Raw genomic sequence first — 24,802 nt, 5'->3', positions numbered from 1 at the left:
GATCGACACGAGGGCGCCCGCGCGGGCGTAGCCTCCGATCGCCGGACGAGGGGGTTCGTCCGATGGGTCCGAGGAGGGTTTCGCGATGTGGGGCATGCGCAGGGTGCTGGTGGTCGCGCTGGTGGCGTCGGCTGTGCTCGCGGGCGCGCCCGCGGGTGCGTACCCGGTCGTGGCGTCACCCGACACGATCGCGCGGGCCGCGCCGACCGGCCGCCTGGCCATCCCGGCGATCGGGGTGGACGCCGGGATCATCCCGGTGGGCGTCACCCGGGCCGGCCACCTCGCGATCGGGCGGAGCGTCCGCGACGTCTACCGCTGGCGCTCGGGCGTGCTGCCCGGGCAGCCGGGCAGCGCCGTCCTCGCCGGCCACACCTGGTCCAAGGGGCCAGGCGTCTTCGACGACCTCGGACGGCTGCGTCCCGGCAACGTCGTCGTGGTGGGTCGCCACCGCTTCGCGGTCACCCGGGTGCGCCGCGTCACCGGGATGACGCGTACGGGGGTGGCCGCGCTGTTCAGCGACCGGGGCAGGCCGCGGTTGGTCCTGATCACGTGTGGCGACCGCAACGACCTGACCGGCGTCTACCGCACCCGGATCGTCGTCAACGCGCGGCTGCTGCCCGCCCGCTGACCCGCCGGGTCAGCCGGGCGGCGGTCTGCCTCACCGCCGCGGCGATCGCCTCGACGTCCGCCCCGGTGTCGCTGGGGAAGGTCACCGCCACGCCTGCCACCGGGTGCGCGTTGTGGTCGAGCACCGCGGCGGCCACGCTCTGCAGCCCCGGTGTCACCTCGCCGTCCTCGCTCGCGTGGCCGCGCTGCCTCGTCGTGGACAGCACCGTGCGGAGGGCGCTCAACGACGAGGGGCCCTTGCCGTGCCGGTCGACGAACGCGTCGCGGTCGGGGTAGAGCGCCCGGACCTGGCTGGCCGGCAGTGCGGCGAGGATCGCGCGGCCGGAGGCGGTCAGGTGGGCGGGCAGGCGCACCCCGACGTCCGTGACGAGCGGTGGCCGTCCGGGGGCGCGCTCCTCGATGACGTAGAGGACGTCGCGACCGTGGAGCACGGCGAGGTGGGCTCCGTGGCCGGTCCGGTCGACCAGCTCGGCCAGCGGTCTACGGGCCAGGCGGGCCAGCGGCTCCTGGCGCGTGAAGCCGCTGCCCACCTCGAACGCGGCGACCCCGAGGCCGTAGCGGTGCTCGTCGGGCAGGTGGACGACGAAGCCCTCGTCGATCATCGTGTTGAGCAGGTGGTACGCCGTGCTGCGCGGCAGGCCGCACGCGCGCACGATGCGGTCCAGCGGCACCGGATCGGCCTGCGTGGCCAGGAATCGCAGGACGCGCAGGGTGCGCGTCGCTGCGGGGACCTGGCTCACGGGGCCGATGGTGGCACGTCCCGGTCAGGTGCGGTCGGAGTCCTTGTCGGACTCCTTGGTGAACCACCCACCGCCGCCGTCGGTCTGCTCGATCGGCTTGCCGGGCATCTCGTTGGCGCCGGGGGTGCGGCGCGGCAGCAGCGGCGCCCGGCCGTCCTCGGTGCTGCCGGCGGCCGGCTGCTCGGCGGGCTGGCTGGCGGTCGGCTCGGCGTTGACCTCCGACGGCGGGGTCGGGGTGTGGTCCGCGGTGCCCGGCACCTGCGGGGCGTAGCCGTCGGCCCGGTGGTCCACCCGCGGGTCGATCCGGTCGGCCGCGCGGACCTGGCCCTCGTGGGTCGCCTCGATCTGCTGGGCGGCCACGCGGGCCTCCTCGGCCTCCGCCTCGGCCTTGGCGGCTGCGGCGCGGGCCTGCTCGGCCTCGGCCTCTGCAGCCGCGGCGCGCTCCTGGGCCGGGGCGATCGTGGACTGGGCCTGGGTCGCGGCCTGGGCGCGGAGCTGCTCGGCTCGCGCGACGTTTGCCTCGCGGTTCTTCTTCCGGACGAGGAACGCCGCGACAGCGAGCACGACGGCGATGATGACGAGGACGATGATGAGCGTGGTCACGGGGCTTCCTCTTTCACGGGACAGGGACGGCCAGTCTTCCAGCACTGGCCGTCCCTGTCCTGCGTTGCGTCGTGAGGCGTGCCGGTCAGGCCCGGTGCGTGCCCTCGGTCCCGTCGCTGCGGCGCGGGTCGTCCGCGTCGAGCACGGTGTCGGGGTCGTGCGCGGACGTGCCCGGGGCGTAGTCGTCCGACGAGGTGTCGACGCGGGGGTCGACCTCGTCGGCCGTCCGCAGCCGGTCCTCGTGCACCGCCTGCTGCTGGGTGGCGGCCACCTGCGCCTCGCGGGCCTTCGACTGGGCGCGCTCGGCCTCGAGCCGGGCGCGCTCCGCCTCGGCCTCGGCCTCCTTTGCCCGCACCTGGGTCTCCGGGATCTCGGTCGCGTGCTCGTGGGCCTCCGCCCGCAGGTGCTCGGCGTGCTCCTGCTGCTTCTTCTTGCGCTGCTGGGTGACCAGCCAGGCGACGAGCGCCGCCACGACCAGCACCACCACCAGGACGATGATCCATGTCGTCGCGTCCATCGAGGGCCTCCTTGTTCCGGCTTGCTTCTGGGCTTGCCACGGGTGTGTCCCCGCCCCTCCACCGTGCCATGCGCCGGGCGTGTCCGGTGTCCTCCGTACGGGTGAGTGATCCGGTCTCGGATCTGAGACTGGACCTCGCTTCCGCCTCTGGCGACGACCTCGTCACGAGCGTTTGATGAAGGCATGCAGACCATCCACGTCGGGGTCGGCCCCGTCTCGTTCGACGACCTCGTCAGCGTCGCCCGCGAGGGCTCCCGCGTCACGCTCACCGACGACGCGCTGGCAGCGATCGACCACGCCCGGGGTGTGGTCGAGGCGCTCGCCGCCGCCGAGACGCCGGCCTACGGCGTCAGCACCGGTTTCGGCGCCCTCGCCACCCGGCACATCCCCACCGAGATGCGCGCCCAGCTGCAGCGCTCCCTCGTCCGCTCGCACGCCGCCGGCTCCGGTCCCGAGGTGGAGCGCGAGGTGGTGCGCGCGCTGATGCTGCTGCGGCTCTCGACGCTCGCGACGGGTCGCACCGGCGTACGTCGCGAGACCGCGCAGCTGATGGCCGACCTGCTGTCCCACGGCATCACGCCGGTGGTGCGGGAGTACGGCTCGCTCGGCTGCTCGGGCGACCTCGCCCCGCTGTCGCACTGCGCGCTGGCCCTGATGGGCGAGGGCGAGGTCCGCGACGCCGACGGCACGCTGGTGCCGGCGGCCGACGCCCTCGCGGCTGCCGGGCTCGAGCCGGTCGAGCTGGTCGCCAAGGAAGGGCTCGCCCTCATCAACGGCACCGACGGGATGCTGGGCATGCTCGTCATGGCGATCACCGACCTGCGGATGCTGCTGCGCAGCGCCGACGTCGCCGCGGCGATGAGCGTCGAGGCGCAGCTCGGCACCGACCGGGTCTTCGCGGCCGAGCTGCAGGACATCCGGCCCCACCCGGGCCAGGCCCTGTCGGCGGCCAACCTCACCGCGCTGATGGCCGACTCGGCGATCGTCGCCTCACACCGGACCGGGCCGGAGAACACGGTGGAGTGCAACAAGGTCCAGGACGCCTACTCGCTGCGGTGCTCCCCGCAGGTGCACGGCGCCGCCCGCGACACCGTCGAGCACGCCGCGACCGTGGCCGGCCGTGAGCTCGCCAGCGCGATCGACAACCCGGTCGTGGTGGGCGACCGCGTCGAGTCCAACGGCAACTTCCACGGCGCCCCGGTCGGCTACGTGCTCGACTTCCTCGCGATCGTCGCGGCCGACGTGGCCTCGATCAGCGAGCGACGTACGGACCGCTTCCTCGACCGGGCGCGCAGCCACGGGCTGCCGCCGTTCCTCGCCAGCGACCCGGGGGTCGACAGCGGCCACATGATCGCGCAGTACACCCAGGCCTCGATCGTGTCCGAGCTGAAGCGGCTCGCGGTGCCCGCGTCCGTCGATTCGATCCCGTCGAGCGCGATGCAGGAGGACCACGTCTCGATGGGCTGGAACGCCGCCCGCAAGCTGCGCCGGTCCGTCGACGGGTTGTCACGGGTGGTCGCGGTCGAGGTGCTCACCGCGGCTCGCGCCCTCGACCTCCGCGCCCCCCTCACCCCCTCGCCCGCGACGGGAGCGGTCGTCGACCTGCTGCGTCGCAACGGCATCGAGGGCCCCGGCCCCGACCGCCACCTCTCGCCCGAGATCGAGGCCGCCGTCGGCCTCGTCCAGTCCGGCGCGGTCCTCGCCGCCGCCGAGTCCGTGATCGGAGAACTCCAGTGACCTCGTCCAACCCCCGCCTGCCCATCCACGCCGCGACCGGCACCGAGCTGACCGCGAAGTCGTGGCAGACCGAGGCGCCGCTGCGGATGCTGATGAACAACCTCGACCCCGACAACGCCGAGCGCCCCGAGGACCTCGTCGTCTACGGCGGCACCGGCAAGGCAGCGCGCAGCTGGGAGGCGTACGACGCGATCGTGGCGTCCCTGCGCGACCTCGAGGACGACGAGACGCTGCTCGTGCAGTCGGGCAAGCCGGTCGGCATCATGCGGACCCACGCGTGGGCTCCCCGCGTGCTGATCGCCAACTCCAACCTCGTGGGCGACTGGGCCGACTGGGAGGAGTTCCGGCGCCTCGAGGACCTCGGACTCACGATGTACGGCCAGATGACGGCCGGCTCGTGGATCTACATCGGCACCCAGGGCATCCTCCAGGGCACCTTCGAGACCTTCGCCGCGATCGCGGACAAGCGCTTTGGCGGGACTCTCGCCGGCACCATCACCGTCACCGCCGGGCTGGGTGGCATGGGCGGCGCGCAGCCGCTCGCGGTCACCATGAACGACGGTGTCGCCATCTGCGTCGAGTGCGACCAGCACCGCATCGACCGGCGGCTCGAGACGCGCTACCTCGACGTCCAGGCCCGCGACCTCGACCACGCCATCGAGCTCGCGCTCGAGGCGCGCGAGGAGCGGCGCGGCCTGTCGATCGGTCTGCTCGGCAACGCCGCGGTGGTGCTGCCCGAGATCCTCGAGCGCCACCTCGACCGGGCGGGCAAGGGCGAGGGACCGCTGGTCGACATCGTCACCGACCAGACCTCCGCCCACGACCCGCTCTACTACCTGCCGGCGGGGACGTCGTACGGCGACTGGGAGCGCGAGCGCACCGAGGACCCCCGCGGTCTCACCAAGCGTGCGCAGGAGTCGATGGCGACCCACGTGCGGGCGATGGTGGAGCTGCAGGACGCCGGTGCCGAGGTCTTCGACTACGGCAACTCGATCCGCGACGAGGCCCGCAAGGGCGGCTACGACCGGGCGTTCGAGTTCCCCGGTTTCGTGCCGGCCTACATCCGTCCGCTCTTCTGCGAGGGCAAGGGCCCCTTCCGCTGGGCCGCGCTGTCGGGCGACCCCGCCGACATCGCCGCGACCGACCGGGCGATCAAGGAGCTGTTCCCGGCCGACGCGAAGCCGGAGTACGCCCGCCTCCACACGTGGCTCGACATGGCCGCCGAGCGCGTGCAGTTCCAGGGCCTGCCGGCGCGCATCTGCTGGCTGGGCTACGGCGACCGCGCGAAGGCCGGCGCGAAGTTCAACGAGATGGTCGCCAGCGGCGAGCTCAAGGCGCCGGTCGTCATCGGCCGCGACCACCTCGACTGCGGCTCCGTCGCCTCGCCCTACCGCGAGACCGAGGCGATGCTCGACGGCTCCGACGCGATCGCCGACTGGGCGATCCTCAACGCGCTCGTCAACACGGCCTCGGGTGCCACCTGGGTGTCCTTCCACCACGGCGGTGGCGTCGGCATCGGCCGGTCGCTGCACGCCGGCCAGGTGACCGTCGCCGACGGCACGGACCTCGCAGCCGAGAAGATCCAGCGCGTGCTGACCAACGACCCCGGGATGGGCGTCATCCGCCACGTCGACGCGGGCTACGACCGTGCGATCGAGGTCGCCGAGGAGCGCGGCGTCCGGGTGCCGATGTCCGAGGTCTGAGCCCCGGCCTTCGCCCGTAGAGGGGTGACCGGCCGGTAGCCGTTGACACCCCTCCGGGCCGGTGGGTGGATGGACCGCGAGACCACCTATCGGGAGGACAGGCTCATGCACCCATCCATCACCAGGCGCACCCGGACGTGCGCCCTCGCCGCGGCAGCCGTCGCACTGGCAGCAGCCGCGGGAACCATGGGACCGGCGGTCGCCGGCCCCGACACCACCCCGGGCGGCCCGTGGCCGCAGGGCGAGGAGAACACCAACGCCATCCGCAGCTACGAGCAGCTGTGGAGCACCCTCGAGTCGATCGAGGGCAGCGCAAAGGGGAGCTTCGACCTCAGCCCGGCACCCCTGCCGTCCAACACGGGCCGCGAGATCCCCGTCGTGACGATCGGCGACGGCGACACCGACATCATGTTCGTCGCCAACCAGCACGGCAACGAGTACCTCGTCTCCAACGCGATGATCAGCGTCGTCCGCGGACTGGCCGGCGGGTCGGCTGAGGCGAAGGCGATCAGGGACGCGCTCACCGTCACGATCGTGCCGCGCGTCAACGTCGACGGCTTCGACGCCGACGTGGTCGACCTGGCCGGCAACACCACGCCGTGGCGGCAGAACTTCGACACCTCCTGCCCGGCCTTCTGCGAGTTCTACCAGGCCGGTCGCGGCTACGACATCAACCGCTACCACTCCTACTCGGAGAACGCGTACGACCACCCCTACCAGCCCGGTCCGGACACGAACAACCCCGTGCCCGAGGCCACCGCGATGCGGCTGCTGTGGGACGAGCGGCAACCGCGGCTCGTCGTGGACTTCCACCACCAGGGGACCTACGTCGACGACGAGGGCCGGATGATCACCGGCTCGGTGATGTGGCCCAACGCCGAGGCGGAGGCCGAGGCCCTGGGCATCAGCGAGGAGTTCGCCGGCGTCGTGACCGACTCCAAGCGGGTGGTCTCGGAGATGCTCGACGCCCTGGAGGGCAAGGGCTACGCCAACATCACGCGCTACCCGAGCACCCCGTTCCCGGGCATCGCCCGCAACGCCTACGGCTTGCTCGGCTCCGCCTCCGTGCTCTACGAGGCCCGCGGTGACATGGGCCAGGCCAGCAGCGGGATGATCGCGAAGCAGACCGAGGTCGCCGGCACGGCGATCCTCCGGGCTGCTGCGGACGGCTCGCTGTGGACCCGCGACACGGTGCCCGCCGACACGATCCGCGAGCGCGGTCCGTTCGTCCCTGACCCGCACGGATGACCGGTGGCCGACGCGGCGTCGGTGGCAGGGTGCCGCCCATGACGCCGACGCCGCGAAGGCCAACCTCCACAGCTACCTGAAGCACGAGCGCCAGGACGTGCGCGGTGGCGGTCGCCCGTCAGCGGACGAGGTCGAGCAGCGCGCTCGTGAGCCGGGCGACCGTGCCGGTGAAGTCGCCCGAACCGTCCTCGGATGCGGTGGCGATGTGGGCGAAGGTGACGGTCTGGAAGACGAGGTCGGCCAGCGGCGCGAGCTCGAGCGCGCGGTCGACATCGGCCTCGGGGAAGGCATCGCGCCACGGCCGCGCGTGCGCCCGCATCACCCGCTCCGCCTCGCCATCACCGGTCCCGTACCAGTCGAGCACGCGCGCCAGGTGGCTGCCGTCGAGGAACGGGTGGGTCACGCAGCCGTCCGTCCAGTCGAAGATCCGCACCTCGCGCCCGTCGTAGGCGACGTTGCCCGGGTGCAGGTCGCCGTGGGAGAGGGTGTCGGGGATCCCGCACCCCCAGAACTCACGCACCAGCGCCTCGGCGCGCGGGGCCGCGGTCGCCAGCTCCTCCCGCTCGCCGTCGGTGAGCAGGGCCATCTCCGGGCTGGTGGCCAGCACGGCGTGCCATGCCTCGAGGGTGGCCTCCAGGCCGCGTTCGGGGCAGCCCGCCGCCCGCAGCTCGTCGAGCCAGTCGAGCGCCGCGATCTGGGCCTGCGCCCATGCGGGCGCCACCGCGTCCACCGCTCCCGGGGCACGGTCCCGGTCCGAGGCACCTCGCATCGGCTCCATGAGCAGCCAGCCGGCCTCGTCGTCCGCGCCCGCCAGCACCGGCACCAGGTGGCCGATCCGCCGGGCAAGGCGGTGCACGATCGCTGCCTCGGCGATGAAGTGGTCGCAGCACGCCTTGAACCACAGCGCGCCGCGGTCGGTCGGCACCTCGAAGACGGCAGAGATGCCCCAGACCCGGTGCGTCCGGAGCGGGCCGGTGCGGCCGCGGTCGGTCCCGGACAGCTGCTGGTCGACCCACCCCTCGACGCGGTCGTGCCAACCCGCTCGGAACCAGGCCGGTCGGCGCGGCGGGGCCTCGTCGGCGTACTGCTGCAGTGCTGTCCGCACCGGTGAGCGCCACGGTTCGGCGAGGTCGTCGACCGCGCGCCACGTGACGCCCGCGGGAGCCCCGCCGCGCAGGGCGAGGACGTGCAACAGGTCGGGCCGGACGTCGTCGTACTCCGGGGGCAGAGTCACGACCGGCGCCGCGTGCACCCCGTCGCCGACCAGCGTGGTGGCGTACGCCGTGGGCTCAGGCGCGTCGTCGTCCGCGAGGTCCTGCACGAAGCTCGCCAGCGACCCGTCGGGGCCGACCAGGACGGTGCCGTCGCGGACGAGGGCGACGTGGTGCGTGCGCTGCGAGCCGGCCATGCCCGGAATGATCGCCGCGCGGTTCGCTCGTCGTCACCCGATTTCCACGCGGTCCGGGCGAACCCGCGACACGACGCGGTCGCGTAGGTCAGGATCCCCCCATGGCATCGGGGGAGAAGAAGCCGGCGCGTGCGCGCGCCGTGCTCACGGACATCAGCTCGCGGGCGTGGGAGCACCCCGCCGACAGGGGCGCACTGGTCGCGCTGCGCAAGCTCAAGGGCTTCGACGTGCTGCTCAAGACCATGTCGGGGGTCTTCCGGGAGCGGGCCTGGCGGTTGACGCTGCTCGGCTCAGCCGTGCGCGTGGACGAGCGCCAGTTCGCGCGCCTGCACCGGCTGCTCGCGGAGGTCGGCCGCAGCCTCGACGTCAGCGACCTGCCGGAGCTCTACGTCCAGGCCGACCCTGCGCTCGGTGCCGTCACGGTCGGCATGGACCGGCCGATCATCGTGCTGTCCTCGGGCCTGGTGCACCACCTCGACGACGACGAGCTGCGCTTCGTCATCGGTCACGAGCTCGGGCACGCCGTCAGCGGCCACGCCGTCTACCGCACGCTCCTGGTGCGGCTGCTGGGCCTCGGCGGCCTGCTCTACGCGATCCCCGGCGGCGCCATCGGCATCCGGATGATCACCGTCGGCCTGCTGGAGTGGTCGCGCAAGGCCGAGCTGTCGGCCGACCGCGCCGGCCTGCTGGCCAGCCAGGACCCCACCGCAGCGCTGCGCACCCACATGAAGCTCGCCAGCGGTGGCACCCTCGACGAGCTCGACGTCACGTCGTTCCTGTCGCAGGGTGCGGAGTACGACGAGGGTGGCGACGTCCGCGAGTCCCTCATCAAGCTCTCGCTGCTCCAGCAGCAGAGCCACCCGTTCGCGGTGGTCCGTGCGACCGAGCTGCGGCGCTGGATCGACTCGGGCGCCTACACGGCGATCCTCGGGGGCGACTACCCGCGCCGCGCCGACGACGACACCGCCTCGGTCAGTGACGCCGCGCAGGAGGCGGCCGCCAGCTACACCGCTGCGTTCGAGCGGACCCAGGACACCCTCGGCCGGCTGGTCCACGACCTCGCCGGCTGGGTGGGCACGGCGAGCTCGTGGCTCAACGACCGCATTCGCCGAGCCAACGAGGGCGCCTGACCCACGTCCGGACCCTGCCGGTCCGAAAGACAGCTCGGCCCCGGACACCGATGGGTGTCCGGGGCCGGGAGCCAGTCAGGCGGTGGGTGTCACCAGACCCGTCGGCTGGAGCCGCCGATCGGCACGAAGTTGAGCACCAGGCCGACGACGATCAGGATGATGCCGATCGTGGTCAGGATGCTCTGCGGGAGCAGGAGTCCGAGGATGAGAAGGATCAGTCCGAGGACAATCATGGGTGTGCCTCCTAGGTGACGCGGGGTGGTGCGGCCGGCCCACGGTGGGCGGGCCGGATCACTCTGGCGGTACCACCCGCCTCCGGCCAAGTCGTCCTCATCCCTGTGGGTGAGGGAGTGTCCACGCTCTGTCCACCGCGTCGGGTGGGGTTCAGGCGGTGCCGAGGCCCCGGATCGCCTCGTCGATCGCGAGCGTGCGACGGGCCGACTCGACGTGCAGGTTCTCCACCATCTTGCCGTTGTACGTCACGACGCCGGCGCCCTTCCCGTCCTCCCAGGCAGCGATCAGGCCGCGGGCGTCGTCGACCGCGGCCTCGCTGGGGGCGAAGGCCCGGTTGGCGCCCTCGACCTGGCCGGGGTGGATGAGGGTCTTGCCGTCGAAGCCCATCTGGCGCCCCTGCTCGCACTCGGCGAGGAAGCCCTCGGTGTCCTTGACGTCGTTGTAGACCCCGTCGACGACGGCGATGCCGGCGGCCCGACCGGCGAGCAGCGCGGTGTGGAGGCTGGGCAGGATCGGGGCACGACCGGGGACGTGCTCGGCGTACAGCTCCTTGACGAGGTCGTTGGTGCCGAGGACGAAGGCGCCGATCCGCTCGGACGCGCGCGCGATGGCGAGGGCGTCGAGGATCGCGACCGGGGTCTCGACCATCGCCCAGAGCCGGGTGTGGTCGGGCGCGCCGGCCTTCTCCATCGCCGCGACGAGCCGGGCGACGTCGTCGGCGCTGTCGACCTTGGGCACCACGATCGCGGCGGGTCCGGCCTGGCTGGCGGCGACGATGTCGTCGTCGTGCCACTCGGTGCCGAGGCCGTTGACGCGGATGGTGACCGTACGCCGGCCGTAGTCGCCGCTGGCAGCCGCGGCGGCCGCGGCCTCGCGGGCGGCCGGCTTGGCGTCGGGAGCCACGGCGTCCTCGAGGTCGAGGATCAGGCCGTCGCAGGCGATGGTCTTCGCCTTCTCCAGCGCGCGCTCGTTGGAGCTCGGCATGTAGAGGACGGAGCGGAGCGGGGTGAATGCCGTCTCTTGGCGGGTCATCTCAGGCCTCCGTCGCGCTCTGCTGGTCGGGGATGGCGTCGTACTGCTTCTTCAGCTCCGGGTCGATCGCGGCGAGCTCCTCGGCGAGCGCCACCATGACCTGGCACTGCTTGACCGACGCGTCGTCCTCCATCTTGCCGTCGATCATCACCGCGCCGGTGCCGTCGCCCATGGCCGCGATGACGCGGCGGGCGTGCGCGACGTCCTCGACGCTGGGGGAGAAGACCCGGTTGGCGATCGCGATCTGCACCGGGTGGAGCGACCAGGCACCGACGCAGCCCAGCAGGAACGCGTTGCGGAACTGGTCCTCGCACGCGACGGTGTCCTTGATGTCCCCGAACGGCCCGTAGTAGGGGTAGATCCCGTGCATCGCGCACGCGTCGACCATGCGCGCGATCGTGTAGTGCCACAGGTCCTGCTGGTACGACGTGCGCTGGGCGTCGTACTGCGGCACGCCGAGGTCGTCCTTGACCGGGTCCTGCCGCACGACGTAGCCGGGGTGGCCGCCGCCCACGCGGGTGGTCTTCATCCGACGGTCTGCGGCGAGGTCGGCGGGACCGAGCGACAGCCCCTGCATGCGCGGGCTGGCGGCGCAGATCTCCTCGATGTTGGCCACGCCGCGCGCGGTCTCGAGGATCGCGTGGACCAGGATCGGACGGTCGAGGCCGGCCTTCGCCTCGAGCTGGGCGAGCAGCCGGTCGACGTAGTGGATGTCCTCGGCGCCCTGCACCTTCGGCACCATGATCACGTCGAGCTTGTGACCGATCTCGGGCACGAGCGTGGTGAGGTCGTCGAGCACCCACGGGCTGTCGAGGGAGTTGATGCGGGTCCAGAACTGCGTGGGACCGAACTCGGTGGACTTCCCGATGTCGACGAGGCCCTGCCGGGACTTCTCCTTGTTCTCCGCCTTGACCGCGTCCTCGAGGTTGCCGAGCAGCACGTCGACCGTGCCGACCATGTCGGGCACCTTGCCGGCCATCTTCTCGTTGCCGGGGTCGAAGAAGTGGATCGCACGGCTCGGCCGGGCCGGGATCTCGCGCGGGGGCGCCGGCGCACCGACGGCGAGGGGAGCGAAGAAGTCCTTGGCGGGGCGTGTCATGGCCGCAAACTACCGTCGCCCGCCGGGCGGCGGATATGACGCATGTCTCCTCCGCGTGAGGCCGGTCAGCGCTCGCGCCAGGGTGACCACCACGACCGCTTGCGCGGTGCCGGCCGACTCGCTGCGACGGCCGCGCGCTGCGCCTCGACCCGGGCCGTACGTCGCTCGCGCCACGCGGTCACCTCGGCGTCGACGTCGCGCGGTGCGGTGATCACCGGGGGTCCGCCCTGCAGCTGCCGCCGCGTCTCGACCACCCGCTTGTTGAAGTCGGCGAGCTCGCGCCGTACCTCGCTCTCGGCCGTGATCTCGTCGAGCCGGTCGTGGAGCTCGGCGTCCTCCTTGCGCAGCGCGATGGCCGGGGGGAGCAGGGCGATGTTCTCCCGCTCGACGAGCTTCTTGACCCACCAGTCCGGGTCGTGCTCGACGCCGAGGTCCTCGATCGGCTTGCCCTTCCCGGGCAGGTCGTCGAACTCCCCGCGCTCCATCGCCTGGCGCACCTGCAGGTCCACCCAGGTGGCCTGCTGCGCGATCCGGGCGGCTGCGGCGGAGCGGCCGGTGCGGTCGTCGCGCTCCCGCTCCTTGCGGACAGGCTCGACGCCGGACTCCTCGGGGGACGGCTCGAGGTCGGACATCACGATCACCTCCGTCCGGCCAGCCTAGGCGCCCCCTGGCGAGCGGACCCCTGCCCGCCCCGACCCCCCCGCGTTGAACTTCCACGCGCTCGGGTGGAAGTCCATCGCGTGTTCCGCGTGCGGTGCTGCTGAGGGAGCTGAACTTCCACGCGCTCGGGTGGAAATTCATCGGGAGGGCGGGTCGGTAGGGCGGGCGGGGCGGGGCGGTCGGGGCGGTGTCGGGCGCCTGTGGATGACGTACGACGCCCGCGTCCCGTTCTGGGCACGCTGAGCCGATGCACCGTCGTCGCCCCTTCGACCCCCGTCAGCCGTTCCCGCGGTTCCGTGCGCTGCAGGCCGGCATCCCGCGCGCCACCGTCGACTCGGACGCCTTCAGGCGGCTGCTGCACGGGGTCATCGTGTCTGCCGACGTGCCCGACTCTGCAGTGCTGAGGGTGAAGGCCGCGCTCGCGTGCCACTTCGACAGTGCCTATGCGAGTCACGCCTCGGCGGCGAGAGTCTGGCGTGTCCCGGTGCAGACCCGTCCTGGCGAGCACGTCACCGTCGTCGACCAGGCCCACCGGCTGCGTCGCGCCGGCGTGACCACGTACCACCGGACCGGTGCATCGGTCGCGGTGCGAGACGGCGTGCGGGTGTCCACGCTCGTCGACCTCTTCGTGGAGCTGGCCGAGGAGCTCTCGCTGGTGGAGCTGGTGGTCGCGGGGGACTGGATGGTGCGTCGTCACCGCGTCCGTCCGAAGGACCTCCGGCGCGCGGCCACGACGGCGACCGGACCACATGCCCGGTTGGCGCGCCGGGCGGCGCGCTACGTCCGCCCCCGGGTGGACTCCCCGATGGAGACCCGGCTGCGGATGCTGATCGTCCTGGCCGGCATGCCTGAGCCCGAGGTCAACGTCTCCGTACGCACGGTCGACGGCCAGGAGGTCCGCCGCTTCGACCTGTGCTGGCCCGAGGTCCGGGTGATCGTGGAGTACGACGGGCGGCACCACGTCGAACGCGTCGAGCAGTGGGAGTCCGACATCGACCGGCGCGAGGAGATCGACGACGAGGAGTGGCGGATCCTCGTGGTCGTCGCGTCCGGCATCTACGTCGATCCGGCACGCACGGTCCGCCGGATCTTCCGGCTGCTCGAGCGACGGGGACTCGAGGGCCTGCCAGCGCGCCCGAGCGAGGACTGGCGACCCCACTTCCCGGGACGGCTCGCCGCCTGAACTTCCACACGGTGGGGCGGAAGTTCATCGGGGGCTGAGCGTGGAAGCGCGCGGTGGGTGCTGAACTTCCACGCGCTCGGGTGGAAGTTCATCCGGGGGGACCGTGTCAGGCTGGGTGCGTGGACACCCCAGGCATCCCCGATCTGGCCGCCGGCGTCCAGCTCCACGTCACGTCGCTCCCCGGGGGTCGGCTCGGCGAGCCGGCCCGCGACTTCGTCCGGTGGCTCGCGGCCGCCGGCCAGTCGGTGTGGCAGGTCCTGCCCCTCGCCGTCCCCGACCCTCACGGATCGCCGTACGCCTCCCCGTCGGCCTTCGCCGCCTGGCCCGGGCTGCTCGAGGATCCCGGCGCGCCCGTCGACGACGACCAGGTGGCGGAGTTCGCTACCGAGCACGCCTACTGGGCCGGGTCGTGGGCGGCGCACGGAGGGGCGCTCGCCGACCAGGTGCGCTTCGAGCGGGAGTGGTCCGCGCTGCGGTCCTTCGCCGCCGACCACGGCGTCCGGGTGATGGGCGACGTCCCGATCTACGTCGCCGCGGGCAGCGCGGACGTCGCGACCTGGCCGCAGCTCTTCCGCGACGACGCCGTCGCCGGCGTCCCGCCCGATGCCTTCAGCGACACCGGCCAGCTGTGGGGCAACCCGCTCTACGACTGGGACGCGATGGCCGCCGACGGCTACCGGTGGTGGGTGGAGCGGCTGCGCCGCAGCCTCGCCCTCTACGACATGGTCCGCCTCGACCACTTCCGGGGCTTCGCGGCCTACTGGGCGGTCCCGGCCGACCACGCGACGGCCGAGCACGGCACCTGGGAGCCGGGGCCCGGGCGCGCGGTCTTCGACGCGGCGGCCGCCGAGCTGGGGCCGTTGCCGGCCGTCGCCGAGGACCTCGGCGTCATCGACGCCCCGGTCGAGGAGCTGCGTGACGCGCTGGGCTTCCCCGGGACGGCGGTGCTGCAGTTCGCCTTCGACCCCGACGGCGAGGACCGCTCCCACGAGCCGGACCACCTCCACCGCGACCAGGTCGTCTACACCGGCACCCACGACAACGACACCGTCGTCGGCTGGTGGGACACGCTGCCGCGGCGGCGGCGCGACGAGGCGCAGCGAGCCTGGCGCGCGGCCGGCACCACGGACCCCGACCCCGCGTGGGCGATGATCCGGCTCGCCCATGCGGCTCCCTGCCGGCTCGCCATGGTGCAGGCGCAGGACGTGCTCTCCCTCGGCTCCGAGGCGCGGATGAACACGCCCGGCACCGCGGCCACGTGGTCCTGGCAGCTCGAGCCGGGGATGCTCACCGCCGACCTCGCGGCCCGGTTGCGCGACGTGAGCGAGGAGTCCGGACGCACCCGCGGGTGACTCGGGGTCGGTGGCTCGGGGTCGGGCAAGGGTCGATCCCGATGGCATGACGCCGTGAGGAGGCGCATGCTGGAGACATGGAGAAGATCCGTACGTCCCTCGCCCGGCAGGGCCTCGTTCGCGCGACCGACCGGGCGATCATCGCCGGTGTCTGCGCCGGCGTCGGCCGCCGCATCGGTCTCACGCCGTGGATCACCCGGCTGCTCTTCATCGTGTCGATGATCGTGCTCCCGGGCAGCCAGATCCTGATCTACCCGCTGCTCTGGTTCCTCATGCCGTCCGAGGACAGCATCGAGGCCGCCGCTGCCCGCGGGGAGTTCCCGACGCGCTGACCCAGGACACGCGCGGCGACCGGCTGTCCGTGCGTCCTGTCAGGGTGACCGCATGACTGACGTGTGGGAGCTGGTGCACCAGGAGCGCAGGGCGCTCGTCGACGACCTGGCGGGGCTGACGCCCGAGCAGTGGGAGGTGCCGTCGCTGTGCGGCGGCTGGACGGTGCACGACGTCGCCGCCCACCTCGTCGACAACGCGCGCACCACGAGGCTCGGCATCGTGGTCGCGATGGTGCGGGCGCGCTTCGACTTCGACCGGCAGAACGACACCGGCGTCGCGCGCGAGAAGGGGGCGACCCCAGCCGAGACGCTCGACCGGTTGCGGGCGGTGGCGGGGCGGCGTACGACCCCTCCCGCGCCGCTCGACAGCCGGCTCGTCGAGGAGGTCGTGCACGGCGAGGACGTACGACGCCCGCTCGAGGTGAGCCGCGACTACCCGACGGAGACCGTCGAGCGCGCCCTGGCCCACCAGCTCAGGACGCCGGTCGGGCTGGGCGGTGGCAAGCAACGCGCGGCCGGTCTCCGGCTCGTGGCGACCGACGGCGACTGGTCCCACGGTGAGGGCGCCGAGGTCAGCGGTCCGCTGGTGTCCCTGCTGATGGCCGTCTCGGGTCGGGGTGAGGCGCTCGACGACCTGACCGGACCCGGGCTGGACCGGCTCGAAGGAGCGCTCGCGAGCTGACCGCGCGGCGCCTGACGCGCCGGACGGTGGCGCGGCCGTCCGCAGCGGGAGCACACTGGCGAGGTGGTGCGGACCGAGCCGATCGACAAGTGGGTGCGGGGCCGCCTCGACGGCGAGGTGGTCGTCGAGTCCCGGGAGCCCCTGCTCGTCTGGCAGGGCATGTTCCCGCCGGTCTATGCCTTCCGTCGCGACGAGATCGCCGACGGCGTGCTCGCGCCCATCGACCCGCCCGTGCGTGCAGGGTTCTCCTTCTTCGCCCCTCAGGTCCCGGTGTCGCAGTGGTACGACGTTGCTGCAGCGGGCCGTGTGCTCCCGGCGGCCGCGTGGTCGCTGGCCGACGAGGCAGTCGCCGACCGGGTGGTGCTCACCTGGGAGCCGGGGCTGCTCGAGTGGACCGAGGAGGAGGAGCCGGTCACGGGTCACCCCCGTGACCCGCACAAGCGGGTCGAGGCCATCGCGAGCTCGCGCCGCGTGGAGGTGGCCGTCGACGGCGTGGCGCTCGCCCACAGCGACCGGCCGGTGCTGCTGTTCGAGACCCATCTGCCGACGCGCTTCTACCTCCCGGTCGAGGACGTGCGGCTCGACCTGCTGGAGCCCACCGACAACGTCTCGTACTGCCCCTACAAGGGCAGGACCGACGGCTACTGGACCTGGCCGGGTCCGCCTGCCCTGCCCAATGTCGCCTGGACGTACACCTCGCCCGCGCCGGCCGTCGGTGCCGTGGCCGGCCGGGTGGCGTTCTACAACGAGCTGGTGGACCTCACCGTCGACGGGGTGCGCCAGGAGCGGCCCGAGTCGCCGTTCAGCTCGCGCGAGCAGCGGCCCGGCGGCGACGCCTGACGCGCCGAAGGTCAGTGCGGGACGGTCTCGTTGCGTACGTCGCTGAAGGCGTGGGCCGGCGCGGCGAGCAGCGCGAGCGCTGCGAGGAAGGACGCGCCCGCGCAGACGGCCCAGACGGTGAGGTAGCCGCTGAACGGCGCGACCTGCTCCGACGTCGCGTCGAGCGAACCGGTCGCGGTGAGCGCGATCGCGAAGACGGCCGACGCGATCGCACCACCGACGGTCTTGGTGCCGTTGGTCATGCCGGTCGCGATGCCGGTGCGCTCGGGCGGTGCCGCGGCCGCCGCGGCGGCGGGCAGAGCGGCGACGAGCGCACCCGACCCGAGTCCGGCGATGCCCATGTTGACCAGGGCGTGCCACGTCTCGGAGTTGAAGGGCAGCCACAGCAGGTAGCCCAGCCCGACGAGGCAGCACGCGACGACCAGCGCGCGTCGTACGCCGCCGAACAGCCGCGTCGTCAACGGCAGCGTGAACGCGCCGATCGCCAGTGTCACGACGTAGAGCCCGATCAGGGTGGAGATGAACGCCGGCTCGGCGCCGAGCCCGTAGCCGCGCTCGGCCGGGTCGGCCTGGGCGTAGGTCGACAGCGGGATCTGTCCGCCCAGGACCGGGATGCCGAACAGGAAGGCGGTGACCTGGACCGGCCACTGGGCCGGGCTGGAGAGCAGGCGGACGTCGACGATGGGGTCGGGGTGCTGCAGCTCGAAGCGCCAGAACGCGACGAACACGGCGACCGACAGCACGATCGTCGACCAGCCGAGCAGGGAGCCCGCGCCGTCGAGGCGGAGCCACACGAGGCCGCCCATCAGCACGCCCAGCGCGACGGTGACCAGCGCCAGGCCGGTCCAGTCGATGCGACCGGTGGCGTCGCCGGGTGCCTGCTCGATGCCGAAGAGGATCACGAAGAAGACAGCCGTCACCACGACGGCGGGCAGCGCGAGCAGGAGGTTCATGTCGAGGGAGTCGACGAGCAGGCCGCTGCTGACCGCACCCACGATCACCGCCAGCTCGAGCGAGCCGACGAGGATCGCGGCGCCGCGTCGGGTGAGCAGCTCCTGGCGGCCCGAGCGGCGCGTGCGGCGGTGCACGATCGCGATCTCCAGCGGCAGCCACACGACGTACGCGCCCTGGATGGCCCAGCCGATGAGGAACGTGGTGAAGGACGGCGCGAACGCCAGCCACCACGAGCCGAGCGCGGTCACGGCGGTCGAGACGAGCAGGACGCGCTTGTGCCCGGACAGGTCGCCGAGCCGCGCGAGGAGCGGGATGCAGAGGGCGCTGACGATCAGCTGCGCCGCCTCGAACCAGTTGATGTCGCCCTCGCTGATCGACAGGTGCTCGGCGATCTGCGGGTAGATCGGCGTGTAGTAGCCCTGCAGGATGCCGCTGGCGAACTCCACCAGCACCAGGAAGCCGACGATCGTGGCGAGGCCCTTGACGGCGGTGCCGGCCGAGGAGGTCTGGGTGGTGCTCATCGCGGGAGCCTCTCGATCAGCAGCGTGTACCAGCGGGCGCCGTCGACGAGCGCGGCGACACCGATGTGCTCGTCGTAGGAGTGGATCGCCTCGCGCTGGGCCTTGGTCATCCGGAAGGGGGCGAAGCGGTACACGTGCTCGCTGATCGCAGTGAAGTGCCGCGAGTCGGTCGCCGCCATCATCACGTAGGGCGTCGCGACCGCGTCGGGGAAGACGTCGCCGATGCAGTCCTCGAGCAGCTCGAAGGCGTCACCCATCGGCGAGACCGGCGACGGCTCGCCGGACTCGACCACGTCGATGCGGATCGAGTCGTCGTCGACCGCCTTCCTGATGTGCTCGACGACACCGGCGACCGTGTCGCCGACCATCACCCGGATGTTGAGCCCGGCCTTCGCGGTCGACGCGATCACGTTGAGGGCCGGTGACCCGCTGAGGGTGGTGGCCGCGACCGTCGTACGCGTCATGGCCGCGGCCTCCGGGCCTGCGGCCAGCAGCGCCCGGGTGACCACCGGCGCCAGCCGGTCCGCACGACCGAGCAGGGGACGCAGCGGCAGGGACACGTGCGGCGCCAGGCGGCGCATCAGCTCCAACGTCGGAGCGGGCGCGGACGCCGGGAAGGGCGACTTCTCGACGCGCAGGATCGCCCGCGCGATGCGAGCGGTGGGGCCGTTGCGGGCGGGTGTCGAGGCGTGCCCGCCGCGCCCCTCGGCCACCAGCTCGAGCGAGGTCGTGCCCTTCTCGGTGACGCCGATGACGCCCAGCGGCGCCTTCACGCCGGGGAACGCGCCGGCCGCGATCGCGCCACCCTCGTCGAGCACCAGCCACGGGGTGACGCCGCGTCCGCGCAGCACCTCCACGGCCTCGACCGCGGCGGTGCCGCTGACCTCCTCGTCGCAGCCGAAGGACAGCCAGACGTCCTGCGCGGGCACGTGCCCGGCCTCCAGCAGGCCCTCGACGGCCTCGCAGATCGCGGCGACACAACCCTTGTCGTCCAGGGTGCCGCGCCCCCAGATCGCCGGCCCGGTGGGGGAGTCGTGCACCTCGCCACCGAACGGGTCGTGGCGCCACGGCGCGTCACCGTCGACGGGTACGACGTCGAGGTGGGCCATCAGCACGACCGGTCGCTCGGCGCTCGCGCCGGCCCAGTGGAGGAGCAGCCCGTGGCTGCCGACCCGCGTCAGGTCCAGCCGCTCGTGGAGCAGCGGGAACTGGGTCGCGAGCTCGGCCAGCAGCCGGTCGAAGGCATCGGTGTCGACCCGCGCCGGGTCGCGGTCGGAGACGGTCGGGATGCGGACGAGCGCCTGCAGGGCGGTGACCACACGGTCGGTCATGCGGTCGGTCATGCGCAGAACCTAGCGCCGCTCGGGCGCATGAGGGCGCTCTCACCGACAACTCATCGTCACGTCATGACGGACGACCAGAGTCCTTCTCGTCAGCCGGGGAAGACCCGGACACCGCAACCGAAGGAGGCCACCATGGCCCGCTCCGGAATCCTCACCGCCCTCACGCCGGCCGTCCAGGCCCGCCGCGCCGACTCCTCGAGCGACGACGGACGCCGCCGTCGTCGCCGTCGGCGCCGTCGCAACCGCAGCCGGTCGCGCTCGCGCTCCAGCTGAGCGACCGCTGCCCCCACGACGGGTGGGCGGCCCCACCCCCGGGCCGCCCACCCGTCCCGCCGTCCCGTCCCCTCGCCCGAGTCGCAGGAGCTCCGATGTCCCTCCGCCGTGTCGCCGGCCTGTTGCGAGCCGCTCCCGAGCAGCAGGCCCTCGTCGACGTCGCCGCCGCGCTCCGTCCGGTCGACATCGCGCGCCGGTTCTGGCCGCGGCTGCGCCCCCTGCGCGGCTGGCTCCTGCTGGGGCTGCTCCTCCTCACGGTCGCGCCGGCGATCGCGGTCGCCGAGGCGTTCCTCTACCAGCGGCTCGTCGACGACGTGCTCGTGCCGGCCGCGTTCGAGCCGCTCCTCGTGCTGGCGCTGCTCTACATCGGCCTCAACCTCGCGAGCGGGATCGTCTCGGGCGCCGACGACTACCTGGCGACGTACGTCTCGCAACGCTTCCTGGTCGACCTGCGCCGGGACGTGTTCGCCCACGTGCTGTCGCTGCCGGCCGCGACCCACGACCGCCGCCGGCTCGGCGACACCCTCACGCGGCTGACGTCCGACGTCGCCGCGGTCGAGCGGTTCATGGTGTCGCAGGTCAGCGACGGCGTCGGCGCCCTCGTGCGCCTGCTCGTGCTCGCGGGCGCGCTCGTGTGGATGGACTGGCAGCTCGCACTCGCCTCGCTCGTCGTGGTGCCCCTCTTCTGGTGGGTCTCCACCCGCTTCGCCCGGCTCACCCGCGACGTCTCGCGCGAGCGTCGTCGGCGCGGAGGCTCGCTCGGCAGCGTCACGGAGGAGGCGCTGGGCAACGCTGCGCTCGTGCAGTCCTACGGCCGCCAGGACCGCGCCGTGGCGTCGTACGACGACCACAACCGCGCCATCGCGGGCGCCGAGCTGGCCGCCAGCCGCATCCGTGCCCTGTTCCTCCCGCTCGTCGACCTCGCCGAGCTGGTCGGCGTGCTGGTCGTCGTCGGGCTCGGCGTCTGGTCGCTGGCCGATGGGCGGCTCACGCTGGGCGGGCTGCTCGCGTTCCTCACCCTCCTCATGCAGTGCTTCGGTCCGGTGCGGACGCTGGCCGACCTCGTGCCTGCCCTCTACTCCGCCAGTGCGGGCGTCGAGCGGGTCGTGGAGCTGCTCGACGAGCCCGCCGGCGGGGATCGCGACGGTGCCACCCCGCTGCCTGCCGGGCCGGGGGCGCTGTCGGTGCGGGACGTGTCGTTCACCTACCTCGGTGCGCCGCGCCAGGCGCTCGAGGCCGTCTCGCTCGACGTCGCTGCGGGCGAAGTGGTGGCGCTCGTCGGTCCCAGCGGCGCGGGCAAGTCCACCCTCGGCCGGCTGCTGGCGCGCCAGCTCGTCGCCGACTCCGGCGTCGTGGCGATCGACGGGCACGACGTCGCCGCGCACACCGCGACGTCGGTGCGCGAGGCCGTCACCGTGGTCCACCAGGAGCAGCTCATGCTCGACGCGACGGTGCACGAGAACCTCGTGATCGGCCGGCCCGACGCCACGCGCGCCGAGGTGCGCGCGGCGGCCCGCGACGCCGGCGCGCACGACTTCGTCGAGGCCCTGCCGCACGGCTACGGCACGCGCATCGGCCAGCGCGGTCGCACCCTGTCGGGCGGCCAGCGGCAGCGGCTGGCCGTCGCCCGCGCCCTGCTGCGACCGGGCCGCGTGCTGGTGCTCGACGAGCCGACCACCGGGCTCGACGCCGAGGCCGCGCGGCGGCTGATGGTCGCGCTGACCACCGGCCCGCGCGAGCGGACGGTGGTCGTGCTCACCCACGACCCGGTCGTGCTCGAGCACGTCGACCGCGTGGTGCCGCTCGCCCCGTCCCTCGCGGAGGTGCCCGCATGACCCGGCGACGTACGCCGACGGGGGACCTGCCGGTCGGCTACCGCCCGCTCGCGCTGCTCGCCGACGGTCGCCGGCTCGAGACGTGGGACGCCTGGGACGAGGCGCGCGGCACGCGGTGCGTGGTCAAGCTGCTGCGGGCCGACCGCCGCGACGACCCGCGGGTGCGGCAGGCGGTGCTGCTCGAGGGCCACCTGGCCACGACGCTCGCCCACCCCCACCTCGTGCGCGGCTACGACGTCCTCGACGACCCGCCCACCGTCGTCCTCGAGACGCTGCGCGGCGCGACGCTGTCCGCGCTCGTCGAGCACGAGCCGCTCGGGCTCGCGGACGCGGCGGAGCTCGGCTGCCAGCTCGCGTCGGTGCTCGGCTACCTCCACCGCCACGACTGGCTGCACCTCGACCTCAAGCCCGACAACGTGGTGGTCGACCATGGCTTGGCGGTGCTCATCGACCTCAGCCTCGCCGGGCGACCGGGCGACGGCAGGCCCGGAGCGGGCACCCGCGGCTGGCTCGCCCCCGAGCAGGCGATCGGGCGCGGACTGTCGCCCGCCACCGACGTGTGGGGGCTGGGGATGACGCTCGTCGACGCGCTCGCGCGCACCGCGCCGTACGGCGACGAGGCGACGTGGGAGAGCCGTCGCCGCTGGCCGCTGCTCCACCGCCGGATGCCGGTCGAGCCCGAGGGCCTCGACCTGCTGCCCGAGGAGGTGCGCGAGGTGCTGGCCGCGTGCCTCAGCCGCGACCCCGCCGCGCGCCCGCTGCTCGCACAGGTGCGGTCCGCCCTCGAGCCGCTCCGCTCACCAGCGCCCGCGGTGGACGACGTCCCCGCGCCGCTCGCGACGGGCCGCTGACCCCGCCGCGCCGGCGTCGGCCTCGCGGTGTCCGACGGTGATCGCGCCGACCGGTGCGTGGTCCTCCGGGATGCCGAACGCCTCCCGGAAGGTCGCCAGGTGCTCCCCGGGGATGCCGAAGAAGCACGCACCGAGGCCCTCGTCGACCGCGGTCTGCAGGACGAGCAGGGCGGCCATGCCGGCGTCGACCCACCAGTACGGCACCGGCCAGCGGTCCTCGCTGCGGTCGGTCCAGCCCTTGTCCGGCTGGGCGTAGCGGTCGAGGTAGGCGCTCTTGCTGGTCAGCGGGACGATCACGACCGGCGCGGTGCGCATGCCGTCGAGCCACGTGTTGGAGGCGGCCGGGTCCGCGCCCGTCGCCTCCCAGAACAGCGCGACGTCGTCGGGGGTGTCGAGCACCAGGAACGCCCAGCCCTGCGTGAAACCCGCGTTGGGCGCGCGCTGGGCGTGCTCGAGCATCCGGTCGACGACGGCCGGGTCGACCGGGCGGTCGGCGTAGCGGCGCACCATCCGGCGACGGCGTACGACCTCGCGGAACTCCATGGTCCCCATCATGGTGGTCTCGGATCCGAGACGACTCGCCACGCGCGCTCGTTGACCCCGCCCGACGATCCCGGTGGACTGCTGGCATGGCCCCGACGACCGACTTCGAGCAGATGTGGCGCGACCTCGCGCCGGTCGGGCGCTCGGCGTCCTCGGGCGGCTACTTCCGCCAGCCCTGGACCACCGCCGAGGCCGAGCTGCGGACGTGGTTCGCGGAGGAGTGCGCGGCGCGCGGGCTGGTCGTCGAGACCGACGGCATCGGCAACCAGGTCGCCTGGTGGGAGCCCGCCAGCGCCACGGGCGAGCGAGGGGTCCTCACCGGCTCGCACCTCGACTCCGTCCTCGACGGCGGGGCGTACGACGGACCGCTGGGCGTGGCGTCCGCGCTCGCCGCCGTCGACACCCTGCGGGCCCGGGGCTTCGAGCCGGGCCGTCCTCTGGGCATCGGCGTCTTCGTGGAGGAGGAGGGGTCGCGGTTCGGGCGCGCGTGCCTGGGGTCTCGGCTGGTCACCGGCGCCACGACGTGGGAGCAGGCGCGCGAGCTGCGCGACCGCGACGGGGTGTTCCTCGCCGACGCCGTCGCCGGGGCCGGTCTCGACCCGTCGGCGGGGCTGCTGTCGCTGGACCGGGTGGGCACCTTCGTCGAGCTGCACGTCGAGCAGGGGCGCGACCTCGTCGACCGCGACGTCGCCGTCGGCCTGGCCAGCGAGATCTGGCCGCACGGGCGGTGGCGCTTCGACTTCGCCGGGCAGGCCAACCACGCCGGCTCGACGCGGATGGAGGACCGCCGCGACCCGATGCTCACCTACGCGATGACGGCACTGGCCGCCAACAAGCAGGCCCGCCTGGCCGGGCAGCGGGCCACCTTCGGCCGCATCGCCGTCGAGCCCAACGGCACCAACGCCGTGCCCTCGCTGGTCACCGCGTGGCTCGACGCGCGGGCCTCGTCCGGCGACGCCCTCGCCGCGCTCGTCGACGCGGTCGAGCGGCAGGCGCACGACCGTGCGGGCCGCGACGGGACGTCGCTCGAGGTCACCGCGGAGTCGGTCTCCGGCTCGGTCGTCTTCGACCCCGACCTGGCCGCGCGGCTCGCCGGTCTCGGCGACTGGCCGGTCATCCCGACCCAGGCCGGCCACGACGCCGGGATCCTGTCCGACGCCGGCATCCCCACGGCCATGGTCTTCGTCCGCAACCCCACCGGCGTCTCCCACTCGCCCGATGAGCACGCCGAGACCGCCGACTGCCTGGCCGGCGTCGACGCGCTCGCCGACGTGCTCGCCGAGCTGACGGGTGCGCCAGCATGAGCACCCCACGGCGTTCTTGTCCCCCGCTTCGCTCCTCCCAACAACGCCGCA

General features: G+C 73.3%; 25 protein-coding genes. 14 read left to right on the top strand and 11 right to left on the bottom strand.

The window, feature by feature from the left end:
- Window positions 1-85 precede the first annotated feature (85 nt).
- A complete protein-coding gene (locus Q1B24_RS17885) occupies window positions 86-628 on the top strand; it encodes a class F sortase (protein ID WP_299931370.1) in 543 nt (180 codons plus the stop codon).
- Here Q1B24_RS17885 and Q1B24_RS17880 read toward each other — a convergent pair.
- From Q1B24_RS17880 to Q1B24_RS17870, 3 genes are all read right to left on the bottom strand, one after another.
- Entirely contained in the window at window positions 600-1,367 is a 768-nt protein-coding gene (locus tag Q1B24_RS17880) for an IclR family transcriptional regulator (RefSeq protein WP_299931369.1), read from the bottom strand. The two genes, Q1B24_RS17885 and Q1B24_RS17880, sit on opposite strands and share 29 nt — an antisense overlap.
- Before the next feature lie 24 nt (window positions 1,368-1,391).
- The gene (locus tag Q1B24_RS17875) at window positions 1,392-1,970 is read right to left on the bottom strand and encodes a hypothetical protein (RefSeq protein ID WP_299931368.1); all 579 of its coding nucleotides are present in this window, start codon (window positions 1,968-1,970) and stop codon (window positions 1,392-1,394) included.
- A gap of 85 nt (window positions 1,971-2,055) precedes the next feature.
- Complete coding sequence (locus Q1B24_RS17870; protein ID WP_299931367.1) at window positions 2,056-2,487, bottom strand: hypothetical protein; 432 nt, start codon at window positions 2,485-2,487, stop codon at window positions 2,056-2,058.
- Window positions 2,488-2,670: 183 nt separating this feature from the next.
- Between Q1B24_RS17870 and hutH the strand changes: the two genes are divergently transcribed.
- The 3 genes from hutH (at window position 2,671) to Q1B24_RS17855 (ending at window position 7,175) form a co-directional block, all read left to right on the top strand.
- The gene (gene hutH, locus Q1B24_RS17865) at window positions 2,671-4,224 is read left to right on the top strand and encodes a histidine ammonia-lyase (RefSeq protein ID WP_299931366.1); all 1,554 of its coding nucleotides are present in this window, start codon (window positions 2,671-2,673) and stop codon (window positions 4,222-4,224) included.
- Window positions 4,221-5,927 (top strand): urocanate hydratase, encoded by a 1,707-nt coding sequence (gene hutU, locus Q1B24_RS17860; protein ID WP_299931365.1) that lies wholly within the window; start codon window positions 4,221-4,223, stop codon window positions 5,925-5,927. The genes hutH and hutU overlap by 4 nt, the downstream gene beginning before the upstream one ends.
- Before the next feature lie 105 nt (window positions 5,928-6,032).
- Window positions 6,033-7,175, top strand: coding sequence for a M14 family zinc carboxypeptidase (locus tag Q1B24_RS17855; protein ID WP_299931364.1), 1,143 nt, complete (start codon window positions 6,033-6,035; stop codon window positions 7,173-7,175).
- Window positions 7,176-7,293: 118 nt separating this feature from the next.
- On the opposite strand, the gene Q1B24_RS17850 is transcribed toward Q1B24_RS17855, so the two are convergent.
- Window positions 7,294-8,583 (bottom strand): aminoglycoside phosphotransferase family protein, encoded by a 1,290-nt coding sequence (locus Q1B24_RS17850; RefSeq protein ID WP_299931363.1) that lies wholly within the window; start codon window positions 8,581-8,583, stop codon window positions 7,294-7,296.
- Window positions 8,584-8,684: 101 nt separating this feature from the next.
- Here Q1B24_RS17850 and Q1B24_RS17845 point away from each other — a divergent pair, with 101 nt between their 5' ends.
- Window positions 8,685-9,713 carry a M48 family metallopeptidase gene (locus Q1B24_RS17845; RefSeq protein ID WP_299931362.1) on the top strand — a complete coding sequence of 343 codons (1,029 nt, stop codon included), beginning with the start codon at window positions 8,685-8,687 and terminating at the stop codon, window positions 9,711-9,713.
- 89 nt (window positions 9,714-9,802) lie between these two features.
- Here Q1B24_RS17845 and Q1B24_RS17840 read toward each other — a convergent pair whose 3' ends face one another.
- The 4 genes from Q1B24_RS17840 to Q1B24_RS17825 form a co-directional block, all read right to left on the bottom strand.
- Window positions 9,803-9,946, bottom strand: a complete 144-nt coding sequence (locus Q1B24_RS17840; protein ID WP_165355940.1) for a hypothetical protein — start codon at window positions 9,944-9,946, stop codon at window positions 9,803-9,805.
- 151 nt (window positions 9,947-10,097) lie between these two features.
- Complete coding sequence (locus Q1B24_RS17835) at window positions 10,098-10,979, bottom strand: CoA ester lyase (RefSeq protein ID WP_299931361.1); 882 nt, start codon at window positions 10,977-10,979, stop codon at window positions 10,098-10,100.
- Window position 10,980: 1 nt separating this feature from the next.
- Window positions 10,981-12,078 carry a CoA ester lyase gene (locus Q1B24_RS17830; protein WP_299931360.1) on the bottom strand — a complete coding sequence of 366 codons (1,098 nt, stop codon included), beginning with the start codon at window positions 12,076-12,078 and terminating at the stop codon, window positions 10,981-10,983.
- Between the two features lie 65 nt (window positions 12,079-12,143).
- Complete coding sequence (locus Q1B24_RS17825) at window positions 12,144-12,710, bottom strand: DUF1992 domain-containing protein (protein WP_299931359.1); 567 nt, start codon at window positions 12,708-12,710, stop codon at window positions 12,144-12,146.
- Window positions 12,711-12,985: 275 nt separating this feature from the next.
- On the opposite strand from Q1B24_RS17825, the gene Q1B24_RS17820 reads away from it, so the two are divergent.
- The 5 genes from Q1B24_RS17820 to Q1B24_RS17800 all read left to right on the top strand — a co-directional run bounded on the left by Q1B24_RS17820 (window position 12,986) and on the right by Q1B24_RS17800 (window position 17,127).
- Window positions 12,986-13,921 (top strand): hypothetical protein, encoded by a 936-nt coding sequence (locus tag Q1B24_RS17820; protein ID WP_299931358.1) that lies wholly within the window; start codon window positions 12,986-12,988, stop codon window positions 13,919-13,921.
- 119 nt (window positions 13,922-14,040) lie between these two features.
- A complete protein-coding gene (locus Q1B24_RS17815; protein ID WP_299931357.1) occupies window positions 14,041-15,273 on the top strand; it encodes a 4-alpha-glucanotransferase in 1,233 nt (410 codons plus the stop codon).
- Between the two features lie 77 nt (window positions 15,274-15,350).
- Window positions 15,351-15,605 carry a PspC domain-containing protein gene (locus Q1B24_RS17810; protein ID WP_299931356.1) on the top strand — a complete coding sequence of 85 codons (255 nt, stop codon included), beginning with the start codon at window positions 15,351-15,353 and terminating at the stop codon, window positions 15,603-15,605.
- 52 nt (window positions 15,606-15,657) lie between these two features.
- Window positions 15,658-16,287 carry a maleylpyruvate isomerase family mycothiol-dependent enzyme gene (locus Q1B24_RS17805; protein WP_299931355.1) on the top strand — a complete coding sequence of 210 codons (630 nt, stop codon included), beginning with the start codon at window positions 15,658-15,660 and terminating at the stop codon, window positions 16,285-16,287.
- A 63-nt stretch (window positions 16,288-16,350) separates the two neighbouring features.
- Entirely contained in the window at window positions 16,351-17,127 is a 777-nt protein-coding gene (locus Q1B24_RS17800) for a DUF427 domain-containing protein (RefSeq protein ID WP_299931354.1), read from the top strand.
- An 11-nt stretch (window positions 17,128-17,138) separates the two neighbouring features.
- On the opposite strand, the gene Q1B24_RS17795 is transcribed toward Q1B24_RS17800, so the two are convergent.
- A complete protein-coding gene (locus Q1B24_RS17795) occupies window positions 17,139-18,602 on the bottom strand; it encodes an MFS transporter (protein ID WP_299931353.1) in 1,464 nt (487 codons plus the stop codon).
- Entirely contained in the window at window positions 18,599-19,945 is a 1,347-nt protein-coding gene (locus tag Q1B24_RS17790) for a M20/M25/M40 family metallo-hydrolase (RefSeq protein ID WP_299931352.1), read from the bottom strand. The genes Q1B24_RS17795 and Q1B24_RS17790 overlap by 4 nt, the downstream gene beginning before the upstream one ends.
- 132 nt (window positions 19,946-20,077) lie before the next feature.
- Between Q1B24_RS17790 and Q1B24_RS17785 the strand changes: the two genes are divergently transcribed.
- The 3 genes from Q1B24_RS17785 to Q1B24_RS17775 all read left to right on the top strand — a co-directional run bounded on the left by Q1B24_RS17785 (window position 20,078) and on the right by Q1B24_RS17775 (window position 22,904).
- On the top strand, window positions 20,078-20,218 hold the full coding sequence (locus Q1B24_RS17785) for a hypothetical protein (RefSeq protein WP_299931351.1): 141 nt from the start codon (window positions 20,078-20,080) through the stop codon (window positions 20,216-20,218).
- Between the two features lie 95 nt (window positions 20,219-20,313).
- Entirely contained in the window at window positions 20,314-22,053 is a 1,740-nt protein-coding gene (locus Q1B24_RS17780) for an ABC transporter ATP-binding protein (protein ID WP_299931350.1), read from the top strand.
- Window positions 22,050-22,904 (top strand): serine/threonine-protein kinase, encoded by an 855-nt coding sequence (locus Q1B24_RS17775; RefSeq protein ID WP_299931349.1) that lies wholly within the window; start codon window positions 22,050-22,052, stop codon window positions 22,902-22,904. Before Q1B24_RS17780 ends, Q1B24_RS17775 begins: the two co-directional genes overlap by 4 nt.
- Here Q1B24_RS17775 and Q1B24_RS17770 read toward each other — a convergent pair.
- The gene (locus tag Q1B24_RS17770) at window positions 22,851-23,447 is read right to left on the bottom strand and encodes a nitroreductase family protein (RefSeq protein ID WP_299931348.1); all 597 of its coding nucleotides are present in this window, start codon (window positions 23,445-23,447) and stop codon (window positions 22,851-22,853) included. The genes Q1B24_RS17775 and Q1B24_RS17770 overlap by 54 nt on opposite strands.
- An 86-nt stretch (window positions 23,448-23,533) precedes the next feature.
- Between Q1B24_RS17770 and Q1B24_RS17765 the strand changes: the two genes are divergently transcribed.
- Entirely contained in the window at window positions 23,534-24,751 is a 1,218-nt protein-coding gene (locus Q1B24_RS17765; protein ID WP_299931347.1) for an allantoate amidohydrolase, read from the top strand.
- Window positions 24,752-24,802: the final 51 nt, after the last annotated feature.

Origin of the sequence: uncultured Nocardioides sp. (genome assembly GCF_947488025.1) — a bacterium.
In the GTDB taxonomy this organism is placed as follows: domain Bacteria; phylum Actinomycetota; class Actinomycetes; order Propionibacteriales; family Nocardioidaceae; genus Nocardioides.
The sequence above is the reverse complement of the archived record's forward strand: the minus strand, read 5'-3'. Positions and strand labels throughout refer to the sequence as shown.